General features: G+C 65.4%; 15 protein-coding genes. 5 read left to right on the top strand and 10 right to left on the bottom strand.

Going from position 1 to position 14,554, the window contains the following annotated elements:
• Nucleotide 1: 1 nt before the first annotated feature.
• Both V6W80_RS13915 and V6W80_RS13910 read right to left on the bottom strand, forming a co-directional pair.
• Nucleotides 2-454 (bottom strand): NUDIX hydrolase, encoded by a 453-nt coding sequence (locus tag V6W80_RS13915; protein WP_338544563.1) that lies wholly within the window; start codon nucleotides 452-454, stop codon nucleotides 2-4.
• 128 nt (nucleotides 455-582) lie between these two features.
• A complete protein-coding gene (locus V6W80_RS13910) occupies nucleotides 583-2,814 on the bottom strand; it encodes an NADP-dependent isocitrate dehydrogenase (RefSeq protein WP_338544562.1) in 2,232 nt (743 codons plus the stop codon).
• Nucleotides 2,815-3,237: 423 nt separating this feature from the next.
• On the opposite strand from V6W80_RS13910, the gene V6W80_RS13905 reads away from it, so the two are divergent.
• Nucleotides 3,238-3,447, top strand: a complete 210-nt coding sequence (locus V6W80_RS13905) for a hypothetical protein (RefSeq protein WP_338544561.1) — start codon at nucleotides 3,238-3,240, stop codon at nucleotides 3,445-3,447.
• A gap of 424 nt (nucleotides 3,448-3,871) precedes the next feature.
• On the opposite strand, the gene V6W80_RS13900 is transcribed toward V6W80_RS13905, so the two are convergent.
• The 3 genes from V6W80_RS13900 to V6W80_RS13890 form a co-directional block, all read right to left on the bottom strand.
• Nucleotides 3,872-5,338: an inorganic phosphate transporter gene (locus V6W80_RS13900; protein WP_017641457.1), complete on the bottom strand. Its 1,467-nt coding sequence runs from the start codon at nucleotides 5,336-5,338 to the stop codon at nucleotides 3,872-3,874.
• Between the two features lie 224 nt (nucleotides 5,339-5,562).
• Entirely contained in the window at nucleotides 5,563-5,919 is a 357-nt protein-coding gene (queD, locus tag V6W80_RS13895) for a 6-carboxytetrahydropterin synthase QueD (protein ID WP_017641456.1), read from the bottom strand.
• Between the two features lie 106 nt (nucleotides 5,920-6,025).
• Nucleotides 6,026-6,283: a hypothetical protein gene (locus V6W80_RS13890; RefSeq protein ID WP_017641455.1), complete on the bottom strand. Its 258-nt coding sequence runs from the start codon at nucleotides 6,281-6,283 to the stop codon at nucleotides 6,026-6,028.
• 114 nt (nucleotides 6,284-6,397) lie between these two features.
• Here V6W80_RS13890 and V6W80_RS13885 point away from each other — a divergent pair, with 114 nt between their 5' ends.
• Nucleotides 6,398-7,015: a hypothetical protein gene (locus V6W80_RS13885; protein WP_017641454.1), complete on the top strand. Its 618-nt coding sequence runs from the start codon at nucleotides 6,398-6,400 to the stop codon at nucleotides 7,013-7,015.
• Here the strand turns inward: V6W80_RS13885 and V6W80_RS13880 are convergent.
• From V6W80_RS13880 to V6W80_RS13870, 3 genes are all read right to left on the bottom strand, one after another.
• Nucleotides 6,970-8,841 (bottom strand): ABC transporter ATP-binding protein, encoded by a 1,872-nt coding sequence (locus tag V6W80_RS13880; protein WP_017641453.1) that lies wholly within the window; start codon nucleotides 8,839-8,841, stop codon nucleotides 6,970-6,972. The two genes, V6W80_RS13885 and V6W80_RS13880, sit on opposite strands and share 46 nt — an antisense overlap.
• Nucleotides 8,842-8,945: 104 nt before the next feature.
• Nucleotides 8,946-9,500, bottom strand: coding sequence for a peptidylprolyl isomerase (locus V6W80_RS13875; RefSeq protein ID WP_026083888.1), 555 nt, complete (start codon nucleotides 9,498-9,500; stop codon nucleotides 8,946-8,948).
• A gap of 62 nt (nucleotides 9,501-9,562) precedes the next feature.
• Nucleotides 9,563-10,453, bottom strand: a complete 891-nt coding sequence (locus V6W80_RS13870; RefSeq protein WP_064309000.1) for a LysR family transcriptional regulator — start codon at nucleotides 10,451-10,453, stop codon at nucleotides 9,563-9,565.
• Nucleotides 10,454-10,625: 172 nt separating this feature from the next.
• On the opposite strand from V6W80_RS13870, the gene V6W80_RS13865 reads away from it, so the two are divergent.
• The 3 genes from V6W80_RS13865 to rarD all read left to right on the top strand — a co-directional run bounded on the left by V6W80_RS13865 (nucleotide 10,626) and on the right by rarD (nucleotide 13,047).
• Nucleotides 10,626-11,216, top strand: coding sequence for a DUF3060 domain-containing protein (locus V6W80_RS13865; protein WP_338544560.1), 591 nt, complete (start codon nucleotides 10,626-10,628; stop codon nucleotides 11,214-11,216).
• Between the two features lie 74 nt (nucleotides 11,217-11,290).
• Nucleotides 11,291-12,142 (top strand): EamA family transporter, encoded by an 852-nt coding sequence (locus V6W80_RS13860; protein WP_064309002.1) that lies wholly within the window; start codon nucleotides 11,291-11,293, stop codon nucleotides 12,140-12,142.
• Nucleotides 12,139-13,047: an EamA family transporter RarD gene (rarD, locus tag V6W80_RS13855; protein WP_338544559.1), complete on the top strand. Its 909-nt coding sequence runs from the start codon at nucleotides 12,139-12,141 to the stop codon at nucleotides 13,045-13,047. The genes V6W80_RS13860 and rarD overlap by 4 nt, the downstream gene beginning before the upstream one ends.
• Here rarD and V6W80_RS13850 read toward each other — a convergent pair.
• The gene (locus V6W80_RS13850) at nucleotides 13,044-13,544 is read right to left on the bottom strand and encodes an ureidoglycolate lyase (RefSeq protein WP_338544558.1); all 501 of its coding nucleotides are present in this window, start codon (nucleotides 13,542-13,544) and stop codon (nucleotides 13,044-13,046) included. The two genes, rarD and V6W80_RS13850, sit on opposite strands and share 4 nt — an antisense overlap.
• Complete coding sequence (gene alc, locus V6W80_RS13845; protein ID WP_017641446.1) at nucleotides 13,541-14,548, bottom strand: allantoicase; 1,008 nt, start codon at nucleotides 14,546-14,548, stop codon at nucleotides 13,541-13,543. Before alc ends, V6W80_RS13850 begins: the two co-directional genes overlap by 4 nt.
• Nucleotides 14,549-14,554 lie beyond the last annotated feature (6 nt).

The raw sequence follows: 14,554 nt of genomic DNA, 5'->3' as shown, positions 1-14,554 counted from the left end.
TTCAAAAACCTCTCATATCTACGATCATCGACAGGGGATAGCGGTGTCCGTCCAGGTATTTCTCGATGGCGTCCAGGACCAGGGGGCTGCGCAGCCGTGCCTGCTCGGCGCGGATCTCGTCGAGGGTGAGCCAGACCGCGCGGGTGATGTCGGCGTCCAGGACGCGCTCGGGCTCGTGGGCCAGGGGGCGGGCATGGAAGGCGGTGCGGTAGTAGGTGACGCCATTGCCCGGCGCGACATAGAGGCCGATGCCGATCACGCCCTGGATCTCCACCTGCCAGGCGGTTTCTTCCAGGGTCTCGCGGCGTGCCGCCTCGATCAGGCTCTCGCCCGGCTCCAGGTGGCCGGCCGGCTGGTTAAGCACCAGGCGACCCTGCTTCTCTTCTTCCACCAGCAGGAAGCGACCGGCGTCTTCCACCACGGTGGCCACGGTGACGTGGGCGTGCCAATCCATCTCGGACTCCGCTATCGGTAATCGCGCAGTATACGCCTTAAGTTTTGTCGGTCCCAAATGCAGAAAACCCCGGCCAGGGCCGGGGTTCGCTGAATCAACCTATCAGGCTGCGGGCGCAGCCCTCAGGTTCAGCCCTTGAGCTGTTCCAAGGCGGCGTTGAGCGTGGCGCTCGGACGCATGGCCTGGCGGGTCTTGGCCTGGTCGGGGTGGTAGTAGCCACCGATGTCCACGGCTTGGCCCTGGACGCCGTTCAACTCGGCGACCACCTTGGCTTCGTCGGCGGTCAGCGACTTGGCCACCGGCTCGAACTGGGCCTTGAGCTGGGCGTCGTCGCTCTGCTCGGCCAGAGCCTGGATCCAGTACAGCGCCAGGTAGAAGTGGCTGCCGCGGTTGTCCAGTTCACCGGCCTTGCGCGACGGCGACTTGTTGCTGTCGAGGAACTGGCCGTTGGCCTGGTCCAGGGTCTTGGCCAGGATCTTGGCCTTGGCGTTACCGGTGGTCTCGCCCAGGTGGTTGAGGGACTCGGCCAGGGCCAGGAACTCGCCCAGGGAGTCCCAGCGCAGGTGGTTTTCCTGCACGAACTGCTGGACGTGCTTGGGCGCGGAGCCGCCGGCACCGGTCTCGAACAGGCCGCCGCCGTTCATCAGCGGGACGATGGACAGCATCTTGGCGCTGGTGCCCAGTTCCATGATGGGGAAGAGGTCGGTCAGGTAGTCGCGCAGGACGTTGCCGGTCACCGAGATGGTGTCCTCGCCCTTGCGGATGCGCTCCAGGGACACGCGGGTGGCTTCCTCGGGCGCCAGGACGCGGATGTCCAGACCGTTGGTGTCGTGATCCTTGAGGTAGCGCTCGACCTTGGCGATGACCTGGGCGTCGTGGGCGCGGTTCTGGTCCAGCCAGAAGATCGCCGGAGTGCCGCTGGCGCGGGCACGATTGACGGCCAGCTTTACCCAGTCCTGAATCGGCGCGTCCTTGGTCTGGCACATGCGCCAGATGTCACCGGCCTCGACCGGATGCTCGAAGACCACCTTGCCCTGGTCGTCGGTCACGCGCACGGTACCGTCGGTGGGGATCTGGAAGGTCTTGTCGTGGGAACCGTATTCCTCGGCCTTCTGCGCCATCAGGCCAACGTTGGGTACGCTGCCCATGGTGCTGGGATTGAAGGCGCCGTTCTGCTTGCAGTCCTCGATCACCACCTGGTAGACGCCGGCATAGCAGCGGTCGGGGATGATGGCCTTGGTGTCCTGCAGGTTGCCTTCGGCGTTCCACATCTTGCCGGAGTCACGGATCATGGCCGGCATGGAGGCGTCGACGATGACGTCGCTCGGTACGTGCAGGTTGGTGATGCCCTTGTCGGAGTTGACCATGGCCAGTGCCGGGCGCTGGGCGTACTGGGCGTCGAAGTCGGCCTTAATGGCGGCCTGGGTGGCTTCCGGCAGGCTGGACAGGCGGGCATAGAGGTCGCCGATGCCGTTGTTGCGATCGAAGCCGGCTTCCTTCAAGGCGGCTTCGTGCTTGGTCAGCACGTCCTTGTAGAACTCGCCGACGATGATGCCGAACATGATGGGGTCGGAGACCTTCATCATGGTGGCCTTCAGGTGCACGGAGAACAGCACGCCCTGGGCCTTGGCGTCTTCGATCTGGGCGGCGATGAAGCTCTGCAGGGCCTTGCGGCTCATGGTCGAGGCATCGACGATCTCGCCCGCCTTGACCGCGGTCTTCTCTTTGAGGACCTTGCTGCTGCCGTCCTTGCCGATCAGTTCGATCTTCAGGCTGCCGGCGTTCTCGACGGTGGCCGAGCGCTCGCTGCCATAGAAGTCATGGGCGTCCATGTGGGCGACGTGGGACTTGGAGTCGGCACTCCAGGCGCCCATGCGATGGGGATGCTTGCGGGCGTAGTTCTTGACCGACAGCGGCGCGCGGCGGTCGGAGTTGCCTTCGCGCAGGACCGGGTTCACGGCGCTGCCCTTGACCTTGTCGTAGCGCGCCTTGACGTCCTTTTCCTGGTCGTCCTTGGGCTCGTCCGGATAGTCCGGCAGGGCGTAACCCTGACCCTGCAGTTCCTTGATCGCGGCCTTGAGCTGCGGCACCGAGGCGCTGATGTTGGGCAGCTTGATGATGTTGGCTTCGGGAGTGGTGGCCAGTTCGCCGAGTTCGGCGAGGTGGTCGGAGATGCGCTGCTCTTCCTTCAGGTACTCGGGGAAGAGGGCGATGATGCGGCCGGCAAGGGAAATGTCACGGGTTTCGAGGGCGACGCCGGAGGAGGCGGTGATGGCCTCGACGATGGGGAGCAGCGAATAGGTCGCCAGGGCGGGCGCTTCGTCGGTCAGGGTGTAGATGATCTTCGACGTGGTGGACATGTCTTGCTTTAACTCCTCTTTATCACAGCTGTGGCGCGAAGCCGGGCGAGCGAGGATCGACCCTTGAGTCGATAGACGCCCCAAGAAGGCGTTATCGGACCGCGCGACAGGCGCGGCGGCGATGGACGTGCGATGCGACAAAGCGTCGCTGCGGAAGTTGCAGGATCGGCCGATACAGCCAGCGGAACCGGCAGGGCCTGCAGCGACCCGTCAGTCGGCGGAGTATACCAGCGCGGCGCCTGGCGTGCATTCGTGCCACTGCAGCTTGGCTGTGGGGGGAAGTCGCCGCCCCGGAAGGGCCGTCGAACTTGGGCAAGTTCGTCGCGGTGTCAGGTCAATGAACTTGACCAATCGACGACTGGCGCTGCACGGAAGTTGCTTAAGGGACTAAACTATTGCCCCTCTAAATTTCACGAGGTCGTTATGAAAACCAAGGACAATGCGTCCAAGAGTCGTTCCTGGGCTATTGTCGGGCTGGAAACGCTCGTCATCGTCGCCCTGTCGCTGTACGTCGCCTTCGGCACCGGGCTGTTCATCAAGCACCACTGCTGGGACACCCTGACCCCGCAACAGCAAGACCAGATTCTCGAGCAGATGAGCCGCAGCGCTCAGGAAAACACCCTGCTCACCTGATTCGCTTTCGCTCGAATCCCTTCCTCTCGAACAATAAGAATCCTTCCTTTTTTCCCGCGCACCGTCTAGGTGTCGAGGTGGCTTCGTCACGTCCAGAGCACTAGCAGACCAGGTGTTTGCCTGGACTCACGGGGACGGTGGGGGTTGCCTTTGGCAGCACCCTGGGCGAGGGCATCGCCACGGGGCGGGCGCGCCGCGCCAGGCGCAGCATGGCCCAGAGTATGGCCAGCGACAGGGCTAGCCAGCCAAGTATCAGAAGAAGGATGTAGGTCGCAGGAGTCATTGACGTTCACCGTACGGCTGTCTCGGAAAGGTGTCTTTGCTGGGACACATTTCTCTAGACTCGTCAATAGCTATCCTGTTCAGGCTTTCCCGACGAGGGGTCCAACCGGGCACCGCTCGCGCGGAGCCCGGTGGATGGGGATCACAGGAACAGGTGCGCCAGCCAGAACAGGCCGGCGGAGAGGGCCATGGAGGCCGGCAGGGTCAGGACCCAGGCCATGAGGATGTTGCGCACCGTGCTGCCCTGCAGGCCGCTGCGGTTGGCGACCATGGTGCCGGCCACGCCCGAGGACAGCACGTGGGTGGTGGAGACGGGCAGGGCGAAGACGTTGGCCATGCCGATGGCCGCCACCGCCGTCACCTGGGCGCTGACGCCCTGGGCATAGGTCATGCCCTGGCGGCCGATCTTCTCGCCCACGGTGAGCACCACGCGGCGCCAGCCGACCATGGTGCCGATGCCCAGGGCCAGGGCGACGGCGATGATGACCCAGAAGGGGGCGTATTCGGTGGTGCTGGTGAGGTCCTTGCGCAGGCGGCTGAGATCGTCGCGATCGCGCGCGGTCAGCACCGGCAGCTTGCTCACCTTCTTGGCGGTGTCGTCCAGGCACAGCAGGTAGCGGCGCACCTGCTGGCGATGGTCGTCGCTCATGGCACGGTAGTCGGTGACGCCTTCCAGGTCGGCCAGCAGCGCCTGCAGCGTTGGTACGGTCATGTGCGGGGCGCAGCGGAATTCCTGGGGCAGGTCGCGATTGCCGGGTACTTCTGCGAGGAAGTCCTTGAGGTTGTCGCCCTGGCGCTCATAGAACTGGCCCAGGTGGATGGCGGCGTCACGGGTCCGTTCGATCTGGTAGGTGGTGCTGTCCAGATCCAGCACGAACTTGGCCGGGACGATACCGATGAGCACCAGCATGATCAGGCCGATGCCTTTCTGGCCGTCGTTGGATCCATGCACGAAACTCATGCCCATGGCCGAGAGGACCAGCATCAGGCGATTCCAGAAGGGTGGGTGCTTCTTGGCATCCAGTTCGCGGCGCTGTTCCGGGGTCTTGTGCATCTTCGACAGCGGTCGCCAGCGCTTGAGCGCGAGCAGCAGCAGGCCGGCGACGGCGAAGCCGGCCAGTGGCGAGAAGATCAGCGACAGGCCGATGTCGATCGCCTTCTGCCAGTTCACCCCTTCGCTCACCGGGATGCCGGTCAACAGGGCGTTGGTCACGCCGACGCCAAGGATGGAGCCGATCAGGGTGTGGGAGCTGGAGGCGGGGATACCGAAGTACCAGGTGCCCAGGTTCCAGGTGATGGCGGCGGCGAGCAGCGAAAACACCATGGCCAGGCCGTGGCCGGTGTTGACGTTGATCAGCAGCTCCACCGGCAAGAGGTGGACGATGGCGTAGGCGACGCCGACGCCACCGAGCAGCACGCCGAGGAAGTTGAAGATGCCGGAAAAGAACACCGCGAGGTGCGGGGGCATCGCCTTGGTGTAGATCACCGTGGCGACGGCGTTGGCGGTGTCGTGAAAGCCGTTGATGAATTCAAAGGCCAGCACAAAGGCCAGGGCCAAGACGAGGCTGATGGCGACCCAGGCGTGGAGTCCGCTGAAAAGTTCGAACATGGGGATACGTCGACAGTTGGCAGGCGCGAATTATGGCAGAAAAATGACTGCCGCCATCGGCACCTTGAATGGGAGGGAAAAATTAAGGTTTGTCTGAACAGCAGCCGAGCGAAGGTCAGGCAAGGCGAAAATCAGCGAGGAAGCGGAGTTTACGAGGGGTAAATGAGCATTCCGGGATGATTTTCAACGCAGTATGGCCGAGCGCAGGCGCGTTTCCGACAAGCCTAGTCGCCGCGGTAGATGCAGCCACAGGTGCAGGTCTCATGGACGCGAACCTGGCTGAGTTCGGGGAGCAGGGGCTTGAGCTGTTGCCAGATCCAGCGCGCGAGCACTTCGCTGGTAGGGTTCTCGAGACCCGGGATGTCGTTCAGATAATGGTGGTCGAGACGCTCGTACAGGGGTTTGAAGGCGGCCTTGATATCGGCGAAATCTCGGACCCAGCCGGTATGGGGATCGACAGCACCTTCGATGTGCAGGCCTACCTTGAAGGAATGCCCATGGAGACGTCCGCACTTGTGGCCTGCCGGAACATTGGGCAGGAAGTGCGCGGCTTCGAAAATGAATTCTTTGAAAATTTCCACGATAACCACTCGCGTTGGGCCACGGGGTGTGGCGGCTGCGGGGCGGCAGTCTATCAGCTCGACACCGCCTTGCCGAACCTCGCGGTCGCCGACCAGGGGCGGCGGTCTAACCCGGCATCGACCAGGGCTCCAGCAGGTAGCCGTCGCGTGCCAGCTCCAGGCGAGTCTGCTCGATCAGGGCGGCGAGGTGGCCGGCATGGCTGTATTGACTGCGCGCGACATGGGCGATCGAGGCCAGTACCCGGGCGCCGTCGGTCACCTCAAGGGAAAAGCTGGCGTCGCTGGGATCTTCGCGGACGTCGCCGCGCAGGGGTAGAAAGGCCTTTTCGACGATGTGGACGGCACGGGCGAGATCGATGGACATGGGCGGACTCCTCGGCAAGTGGCTTTCAATAGAGGGCCAGGGTCAGGAGAAATTCGGATTTGCCTTCACCGGCGGGCTTAGGCAGTCTCCCGGTCTTTGTCTGGACGATTCCCCATGCGCAGCAGCAATCCTCGTACCTTCTGGGCTCTGGTCGGCCTGGCCGCCGCCTTTGGTCTCGCCGGCCTGATCGGCAATCGAGTGGGCTGGGAGCGGTTGGAGATCGGCTATCGAACGGTACCGTCGCCCAGCGGGCTGGACATCGGCGTGGCCGGTCAGGTCATCACCGGCCTGCCGTCCCTGTGCATCGCTCTGGCGCTGGTCACCGTGGTGACGGCGCTGATCATCCGGGGCGGGCGCCGCTTTCGTTCGCGGCTGCCCCTGCCGGTGACGGCGGGCATTCTCTGGGTGCTGCTGGCGGGCCTGCTGGTGCTTTTCTATCCCAGCACCCTGGCATTCCAGTGGGAGAATCATCGCAGCGCGGCGGAGATCGACTTCTATGTCCTGCAGGATCGCCCCGGTCCCTTCCAGGGCACGGCGCAAAAGAGCCAGCGACTGACCTACTACCGCGACTGCGGCGATACCGGGCAGGCGGCCTGCCCGGTGTTCGAGTGCGTAGTGGAGCGGCGCAGCTGGCTGGGTGGCCTGCAGAAGATCGAAGGCTTCTACCCAGGCCTGGACCAGGAACGTCAGCTGGAGCTGCTGCGTACCCGTTGCCTGCCCGGCACGCCGTGACCGACGAAACCGCCGGTCTGGTGACGCCATAGGCGGGCATAGAGGCCGTTGTAGGCGATCAGTTCGTCGTGGGAACCCATCTCGACGATCTGGCCACGTTCCATGACCACCAGGCGGTCCATGCGCGAGATGGTCGACAGCCGGTGGGCGATGGCGATCACCGTCTTGCCTTCCATCAAGGTTTCCAGACTCTCCTGGATCGCGGCCTCCACCTCGGAGTCGAGGGCGGAGGTGGCTTCGTCCAGCAGCAGGATGGGCGCGTCCTTGAGCAGGGTGCGGGCGATGGCGATGCGCTGGCGCTGACCGCCGGAAAGCTTGACGCCGCGTTCACCCACCTGGGCATCCAGCCCGGTACGACCATGGGCGTCGGTGATGCGGGCGATGAAGTCATCGGCCTTGGCCTTGCGCAGGGCGGCGTGCAGTTCTTCATCAGTGGCCTCGGGACGGCCATAGAGCAGATTCTCGCGAATCGAGCGGTGCAGCAGCGAGGTGTCCTGCGTGACCACGCCGATCTGGCATCTCAGGCTTTCCTGGGTGACATGGGCGATGTCCTGGCCGTCGACCAGGATGCGACCGCCTTCCAGGTCATAGAGGCGCAGCAGCACGTTGATCAGCGTGGACTTGCCGGCGCCCGAGGGGCCGACCAGGCCAATCTTCTCGCCCGGGGCCACGTCCAGGGTCAGGCCTTCGATGATGCCGGCGCCCTTGCCGTAGTGGAAGGCGATGTCTTCGAACAGCACCGCGCCACGGGTCACCTGCAGCGGCTTGGCGTCCGGGGCGTCACCGACCTGGCGCGGCTTGGCGATGGTGCTCATGCCGTCCTGCACCATGCCGATGTTCTCGAAGATGCCGTTGACCACCCACATGATCCAGCCGGACATGCTGTTGATGCGGATCACCAGACCGGTGGCCAGGGCGATGGCGCCGACGCTGATGACGCCCTGGTGCCAGAGCCAGAGGGCCAGGCCTGTGGTGCCAGCGATGAGGAAGCCGCTGAGAATGGCGATGGTCACGCCCATGGCGGTGATCAGGCGGGCGGCGCTCTCGGCTTTCTCGGTCTGCTCTTCCATGGCCTGGCGGGCGTATTGCTCCTCCTGGGCCGAGTGGGAAAAGAGCTTGAGGGTGGAGATGTTGGTGTAGCCGTCGACGATGCGCCCGGAAAGCTGCGAGCGGGATTCCGAGGCGATGGCCGAGCGCTCCTTGGTCTGGGGCACGAAATACCAGAGGGCGATGACGTAGCCGATGATCCAGAGGACCAGCGGGACCATCAGCCAGACGTCGGCCTGGGCGAACAGGATCAGCGAGGTGACGGCGAAGATCAGCACGTGCCAGATGGCGTCCACCGCCTGCACCGCCGAATCGCGCAGGGAGACGCCGGTCTGCATGATGCGGTTGGAGATGCGCCCGGCGAAGTCGCTGTGGAAGAAGCCCAGGCTCTGCTTGAGCACGTAGCGATGGTTCTGCCAGCGGATGAGGGTGGTGAGGCTGGGGGTGATGGTCTGGTGCACCAGCAGATCGTGCAGGCTGATGAACAAGGGGCGGATGACCAGGGTGACCACCGCCATCCAGATCAGGGTGCCGCCGTGCTCCTGGAAGAACACCGTGCTGTTGGGCGCGCTGCCGGCCAGGTCGACCAGTTGGCCGATGAAATTGAAGAGGGCGACCTCGATGAGGGCGCCGATCAGGCCGACCACCAACAGCAGGGCGAAGGCCGGCCAGGCTTGCTTGAGGAAGTGGAGATAGAAGGCGCCAACCCCAGTGGGCGGCATTTCATCGGGGGCTTCCCGGAACGCATCGATGATGCGTTCGAAGCGGCGAAAGATCATGCGGGGTCCTTGTAGAGAGGAGACAGCGTATCGCGTCGCCGGAAGGGGGACCTCGCCGTTGGGACTGGATGACCGGCGCGCGGCATCCAGCCGGACGGGTCGGCTTACAGCCGTTTGGCAGCGAGAATCATGACCGGTTCACGGGGAATGTCGCGCAGCATGCCCTGGCGGGTGGTCTGGACGCCGGCGATCTGGTCGACGACTTCCATGCCGCGCACGACCTTGCCGAATACGGCGTAGCCGAAGTCGCGCGAACCGTGGTCGAGGAAGGCATTGTTCTCGACGTTGATGAAGAATTGACTGGTGGCGGAGTTGACGTCCGAGGTGCGCGCCATGGCCAGGGTGCCGCGCAGATTCTTCAGGCCGTTGTCGGCTTCGTTCTTGATCGGCGCCTTGGTGCGTTTTTCCTGCATGTCGCGGGTGTAGCCACCGCCCTGGATCATGAAGCCGGGGATGACGCGATGGAACAGGGTGCCCTTGTAGAAGCCGCTGTCGACGTAGCCCAGGAAGTTCTCGGTGCTGACCGGTGCCTTGGCCGCATCCAGCTCGACCTCGATGTCACCCTTGTTGGTGCTGATGAGCACGTGCGGATTGTCCGCGGCCCAGGCGGTGGAGGCGACGAACAGGGCGCAGGCGGCAAGCAGGGCTTTGAACATGATGGATCCTTGAGTGGCGGAGACGACTGGCGAACGATAGCAACCCGGCTGGCACCCCGCCATGGTCAGCGTGGCAGGGCATGTTTGCGCAACAGGTTCATGAGGATCTGTGAGGCCGGGCCCAGCTCGTGCTGGCGCGTCTTGTAGAGCTGGAAGGGATGGAAGCGCTGGGCGCCCTGTTCCAGCGGCAGCGGCTTGAGCAGGCCGGCGTCGAGATCGGTCTGGATGGCGTCCCGGGGCAGCCAGGCGAAGCCCAGGCCGTCACGCAGGAAGGTGGCGGCGGTACTGATGCTGCCTACCGTCCAGCGCTGTTCGGCGGCCAGCCAGCCGGCATCCCGCGGCTGGGCGCGGCCACTGTCGCGGATGACGATCTGCAGCTGCTCTTCCAGATCGGCGGTCACCAGGGTGCGCTGCAATTGATGCAGCGGATGCTCGGGATGGGCGACGGCGACGAACTCCACGGTGCCCAGGGAGGCGCCCAGATGAGCGGCGATCACCAGGCCGGTGATCGCCAGGTCCGCCGAGCCGTCGAGCAGGGCCTCTTCCACCCCGGACAGGACCTCTTCGCGCAGCCGTACCCGGCAGCCACGACTCTGCGGCATGAATTCGCGCAGGCACAGCAGCAGGGGGCGGGTGGGATAGGCGGCATCCACCACCAGCCGCACCTCGGACTCCCAGCCCTGCTCCATGTGATAGGCCAGTTCCTCCAACTGGCTGGCCTGCTGCACCAGGCGCCGCGAACGGCGCAAGAGCACGGCGCCGGCATCGGTCAGCACGGCGCGGCGGCCCTCCAGGCGCAGCAGCGGCACGCCGAGCTGCTCCTGCATGCGGGCGACGGTATAGCTGACCGACGACTGGGAGCGATGCAGCACCTCGGCGGCCTGGGCATAGCCGCCGTGATCCACCACAGCCTGCAGGGTCCGCCACTGATCGAGGGAAACGCGAGGAGTCTTCATCGAGCGCTCTGGGGCCACGAAAGGGCGCATGTTAGTGCCTGCGGGGGTGATGGGAAAACGCGGCGGCCATCACGGCCTGAAAAAATGTCGGACGCCGGGTCAAATGTCCCGCCGGCGCTGCCCTCCAAGCCAGCCGATGAGTGTCCCCCTCTAGGCAAGACAAGGAGTCTCCATGTCGTCATTCAAGGCGTTGCTGGGTTGTTGTCTGGTCATCGCGCCGCTGCTGGTCCAGGCCGAGGAATCCGTCGCGGCGGCCGTCGAGTCCATCGATATCGACGGCATGAACATCAGCCGGACCCTCGACTGCGAGGGGCGAGACGTGTCCCTGTCCGGTGAGGGCAATACCCTGACGTTGAAAGGTCAGTGCGGCACCGTGACCGTCTACGGCAGTCATCATCGGCTGGTGCTCGACGGCGCCCAGGTGCTGAACATCCATGGCCTGGGCAGCGTCACCACGGTCAGGGGCGCGGTGGCCAGTCTGAGCATCGGCGGTGGCTATCAGCAGGTGCAGGCCAAGGTACGCGGCAGCGACGGCATCGCCAAGGTCGATGCCTATGGCTACGGCGCCAAGGCACGGCTGACCCTGCTCAGCCAGGCCGACATCGCCGTGGGCGGTTCCAATCAGCAGGTCTACTGGTCCCGCGCGGCCGGCGTGGCCGAGCCCAAGACCCTGGTCTCGGGCGCCGACAACGTGCTGCAGGCCAATCAGTCGGTGGCGGCGCTTACCGGTGCCGAACCTTCGGGCCTGAACGCCACCCGCTAGCCAGCGAGAAGCCGGGGGTTTCCCTCCGGCAACGGGCGCGTTAAGGTCGCGCACCTTTTTCGTGCGTCGCCGCCATGCCCTACCTTCTGCTCGTCACCCTCATCTGGGCGTTTTCCTTCAGCCTGATCGGCGAGTACCTCGCCGGTCGGGTCGACAGCGATTTCGCCGTGCTGGTCCGCGTGGCCATCGCCTTCGTGCTGTTCCTGCCCTTCACCCGCTGGCGCGGGGTGCCGGGGCGCTTCGCCCTGGGGCTGATGGCGGCAGGCGCCCTGCAGTTCGGCATCACCTATCTGTGCCTGTATCGCAGTTTCGCCGTGCTGACGGTGCCGGAGGTGCTGCTGTTCACCGTGCTCACGCCAATCTATGTGACCCTGCTCGACGATGCCTGGCAGCGCCGCTTCCGCCTCTGGTCGCTGCTGGCCGCCGTGGTGGCGGTCGGGGGTGCGGCGCTGATCCGCTTCCAGCCGCTGACCGGTGACTACCTGCTGGGCTTTCTCTTGCTGCAGGTGGCCAACCTGACCTTCGCCGCCGGCCAGGTGCTGTGCAAGCACCTGGGGCACGCCTATGCCGGGCAGGGTGCGCTGCATCGCTACTTCGGGCTGTTCTTTCTCGGCGCCCTGCTGGTGGCGGCGCTGTCCTTTCTGTTGTTCGGCAATCCGGCGCGGCTGCCCAGCACGGGCCTGCAATGGGGCGTGCTGGTGTGGATGGGCGTGTTCGCCACGGCGCTCGGCCTCTACTGGTGGACGCTGGGCTCGCTGCGGGTCAACGGTGGCACCCTGGCGATCATGAACGAGGCCCATGTGCCGGCCGGTCTGCTGGTCAGCCTGCTGATCTGGCAGCACCCGGCCGATCTGCCGAGGCTGTTGCTGGGCGGCGGCATCATCCTGCTGTCGCTGTTCATCAACCGTCTGGGGCGTCAGTCATGAACGTGCTGTCCGGCAAGGGCCTGGGCCTTTCGGTGCTGTCGTCGGTGCTGTTCGCGCTGATGCCGGTGTACTTCGTCTGGCTGGCGCCGCTGGACGGCCTGCAGGTGGTGGCCCTGCGGGTGGTCTGGTCGCTACCGATGGTGCTCCTGCTGGTGGTGGTCCTGCGCGAGGGCAAGGCCCTGTTGGCCACGCTCAAGCGGCTGGTGCGCGAGCCCCGACTGTGCCTGGCCATCCCGGCGGCGGCGCTGCTGATGGGCATCCAGTGGTGGGTGTTCGTCTGGGCGACCATGAATGGCGAGGCCATGGCGATGTCGCTGGGCTATTTCCTGCTGCCCCTGGCCATCGTGCTGACCGGGCGGCTGGTCTATGGCGAGCGCCTGCGACCGCTGCAGCGCCTGGCAGTGGCCTGTGCGCTGCTGGGGGTGATCAACGAGGTCTGGGTGACCGGGGCGCTGTCCTGGGTCAGCCTGCTGCCGGTGCTGGGCTATCCGCCGTATTTCGTCCTGCGCCGCTGGATGGCGGTGGATGCGCTGTCCGGCTTCGTCCTGGAGATGTGCTGCCTGCTGCCCTTCGCGCTGCTTGCGCTGCACTGGTTTTCGCCCAGCCTGATCCTGCAGCAGACACCCTGGCTGTGGGCACTGCTGCCGGGGTTGGGTCTGCTCAGTGCCATCGCCTTCGCCGCCATGCTGGCCTCCAGCCGCATGCTGCCGCTGAGTCTGTTTGGCATCCTCAGCTATGTGGAGCCGGCGCTGCTGGTCTTCGTCGCGCTCTATGTGCTCGGTGAGCAGCTGCCGGAGGGCGCGATCTGGACCTATGGTCCCATCTGGCTGGCGGTGGCCTGGGTCTGCCTGGACAGTGCGCGCCTGCTGCGCAAGCAACTCAGGCGCGCGCCCGCCAGTCCTTAGAGCGCCAGAGTGGGGCGCTCGGCCGCGGCGAAAAAGAACTCGTCGCAGTTGGGCAGGGTGCCGGCGCGATCGACGATGAGGAATTCGTCCTCGTCGCGCAGGGCCAGCACCGGGTGATGCCAGACCCCGGCGTGGTAGTTGATGCCCTGGCGGCCATCGGTGCGAAAGACGCGGATGGCGTCGGCATCCGGCTGCGCCGCGGGCGGCGCTACCACCACCAGAAAGGGTTCGCCGCGTAGCGGGACGAAGGCCTGGCTGCCGTGGGGATGGCGTTCGAGCATGGCGATGGTCAGCGGATAGCCCAGGCGCCGGGCGCGAAAGATGCTGATGATCGCCGTGCCGTCCGCCGGCCCTGTCTCGACCCGGGCCAGGGCGTGGTATCTCTGGGTCGAGCCATTGTTAATGGGAAACCAATCCCGGCCCGCCGTCTCGATGACTTCGCCGAAGGGCGCGAAGCCCTCGGCGGTCAGCGGCTCGATGCGCAGTGGCCGGCTCATGCCTGGCCCCGGGCGACCTTGCCGAATAGCCGCAGGCGGCTGACACCGCCGTCGGGGAAGATGTTCAGGCGCACGTGGGTGATGGGGCCGAGGTCGCGCACCTGCTCGCGGAAGCTGTGCTCCTGGTGCATCTGCAGCTTTTGCGGCGGCAGCAGCTCCTTCCAGAACAGGCTCTGGGTCTCGATCTGGCCGTCGGTACCGCCGCGCACATAGGCGCCCTGGATCTGGCAGCTGTCCGGATAGTTGCCCTTGAAGTGCAGGGTGTCCACCAGGATTTCCTCCACGATGCCGGCATGGCCCAGGGCGATGATCACCCAGTCGTTGCCAGGAGTGCGGCGGCGCGCGGTTTCCCAGCCGTCGGCCATGCTGTCGGCGCGACCCGGATTGAGGATGTTGCTCATGCGGCCGTAGTGCTCATCGTTGCAGGCCAGGGCGCGTCCGCCGTTGAGGGCGGCGGCTAGGTCCAGCACCTCGTCTTCGGCCTGGGTCGACCAGTCGCGATGGGGAATGCCGTAGACCCGCAGGCGGGCCACGCCGCCATCGGGATAGATGTTCAGCCGCAGGTGGGTCCAGGGGCGGTCATCGGCGATGGCATGGTAGTGGTGGCTATTGCCCTGCATCTCGATGGCCGGCAGCACTTCGGTCCAGGCAGCGTCTTCGGCCGGATCGCCCTCGGCACAGAAGCAGGCTTCCAGGGAGGCGGAGGGCGGATAGTTGCCGGTGAACCAGCGGGTGTCGATGTCGACGCCCTTGATCGAGCCCGGTACGCCCAGGCGGATCACCGCATGGTCGTAGCCTTCGAACCTCTTGCGCCGCGATTCCCAGCCGTCCATCCACTTGCCATTGTCGTCATAGACGCCTTCCTTCCACTCCGGCTCGTGGGGCTGGAGCATGCGGTCGGCGGCGGCGAACCAGTCGTCGGTGACGCTGATGACGCGGGTGCCGAGGCGGGCATCGGCGAGGTTGAGGTACTTCTCGAAGGGCGCGGCGTAGGTGCGTTTCATGGGGTG

Origin of the sequence: Pseudomonas benzopyrenica, from assembly GCF_036884265.1 — a bacterium.
GTDB lineage: Bacteria > Pseudomonadota > Gammaproteobacteria > Pseudomonadales > Pseudomonadaceae > Chryseomonas > Chryseomonas benzopyrenica.
The sequence above is the reverse complement of the archived record's forward strand: the minus strand, read 5'-3'. Positions and strand labels throughout refer to the sequence as shown.

What these genes read in the sequence shown, in the direction of transcription:
- V6W80_RS13880 (WP_017641453.1), bottom strand. Translation starts at nt 8,841, where the DNA reads ATGATCTTTCGCCGCTTCGAACGCATCATCGATGCGTTCCGGGAAGCC.
- rarD (WP_338544559.1), top strand. Translation starts at nt 12,139, where the DNA reads ATGAACGTGCTGTCCGGCAAGGGCCTGGGCCTTTCGGTGCTGTCGTCG.
- V6W80_RS13850 (WP_338544558.1), bottom strand. Translation starts at nt 13,544, where the DNA reads ATGAGCCGGCCACTGCGCATCGAGCCGCTGACCGCCGAGGGCTTCGCG.
- V6W80_RS13910 (WP_338544562.1), bottom strand. Translation starts at nt 2,814, where the DNA reads ATGTCCACCACGTCGAAGATCATCTACACCCTGACCGACGAAGCGCCC.
- V6W80_RS13915 (WP_338544563.1), bottom strand. Translation starts at nt 454, where the DNA reads ATGGATTGGCACGCCCACGTCACCGTGGCCACCGTGGTGGAAGACGCC.
- V6W80_RS13865 (WP_338544560.1), top strand. Translation starts at nt 10,626, where the DNA reads ATGTCGTCATTCAAGGCGTTGCTGGGTTGTTGTCTGGTCATCGCGCCG.
- alc (WP_017641446.1), bottom strand. Translation starts at nt 14,548, where the DNA reads ATGAAACGCACCTACGCCGCGCCCTTCGAGAAGTACCTCAACCTCGCC.
- V6W80_RS13860 (WP_064309002.1), top strand. Translation starts at nt 11,291, where the DNA reads ATGCCCTACCTTCTGCTCGTCACCCTCATCTGGGCGTTTTCCTTCAGC.
- V6W80_RS13890 (WP_017641455.1), bottom strand. Translation starts at nt 6,283, where the DNA reads ATGTCCATCGATCTCGCCCGTGCCGTCCACATCGTCGAAAAGGCCTTT.
- V6W80_RS13900 (WP_017641457.1), bottom strand. Translation starts at nt 5,338, where the DNA reads ATGTTCGAACTTTTCAGCGGACTCCACGCCTGGGTCGCCATCAGCCTC.
- V6W80_RS13905 (WP_338544561.1), top strand. Translation starts at nt 3,238, where the DNA reads ATGAAAACCAAGGACAATGCGTCCAAGAGTCGTTCCTGGGCTATTGTC.
- V6W80_RS13870 (WP_064309000.1), bottom strand. Translation starts at nt 10,453, where the DNA reads ATGAAGACTCCTCGCGTTTCCCTCGATCAGTGGCGGACCCTGCAGGCT.
- V6W80_RS13885 (WP_017641454.1), top strand. Translation starts at nt 6,398, where the DNA reads ATGCGCAGCAGCAATCCTCGTACCTTCTGGGCTCTGGTCGGCCTGGCC.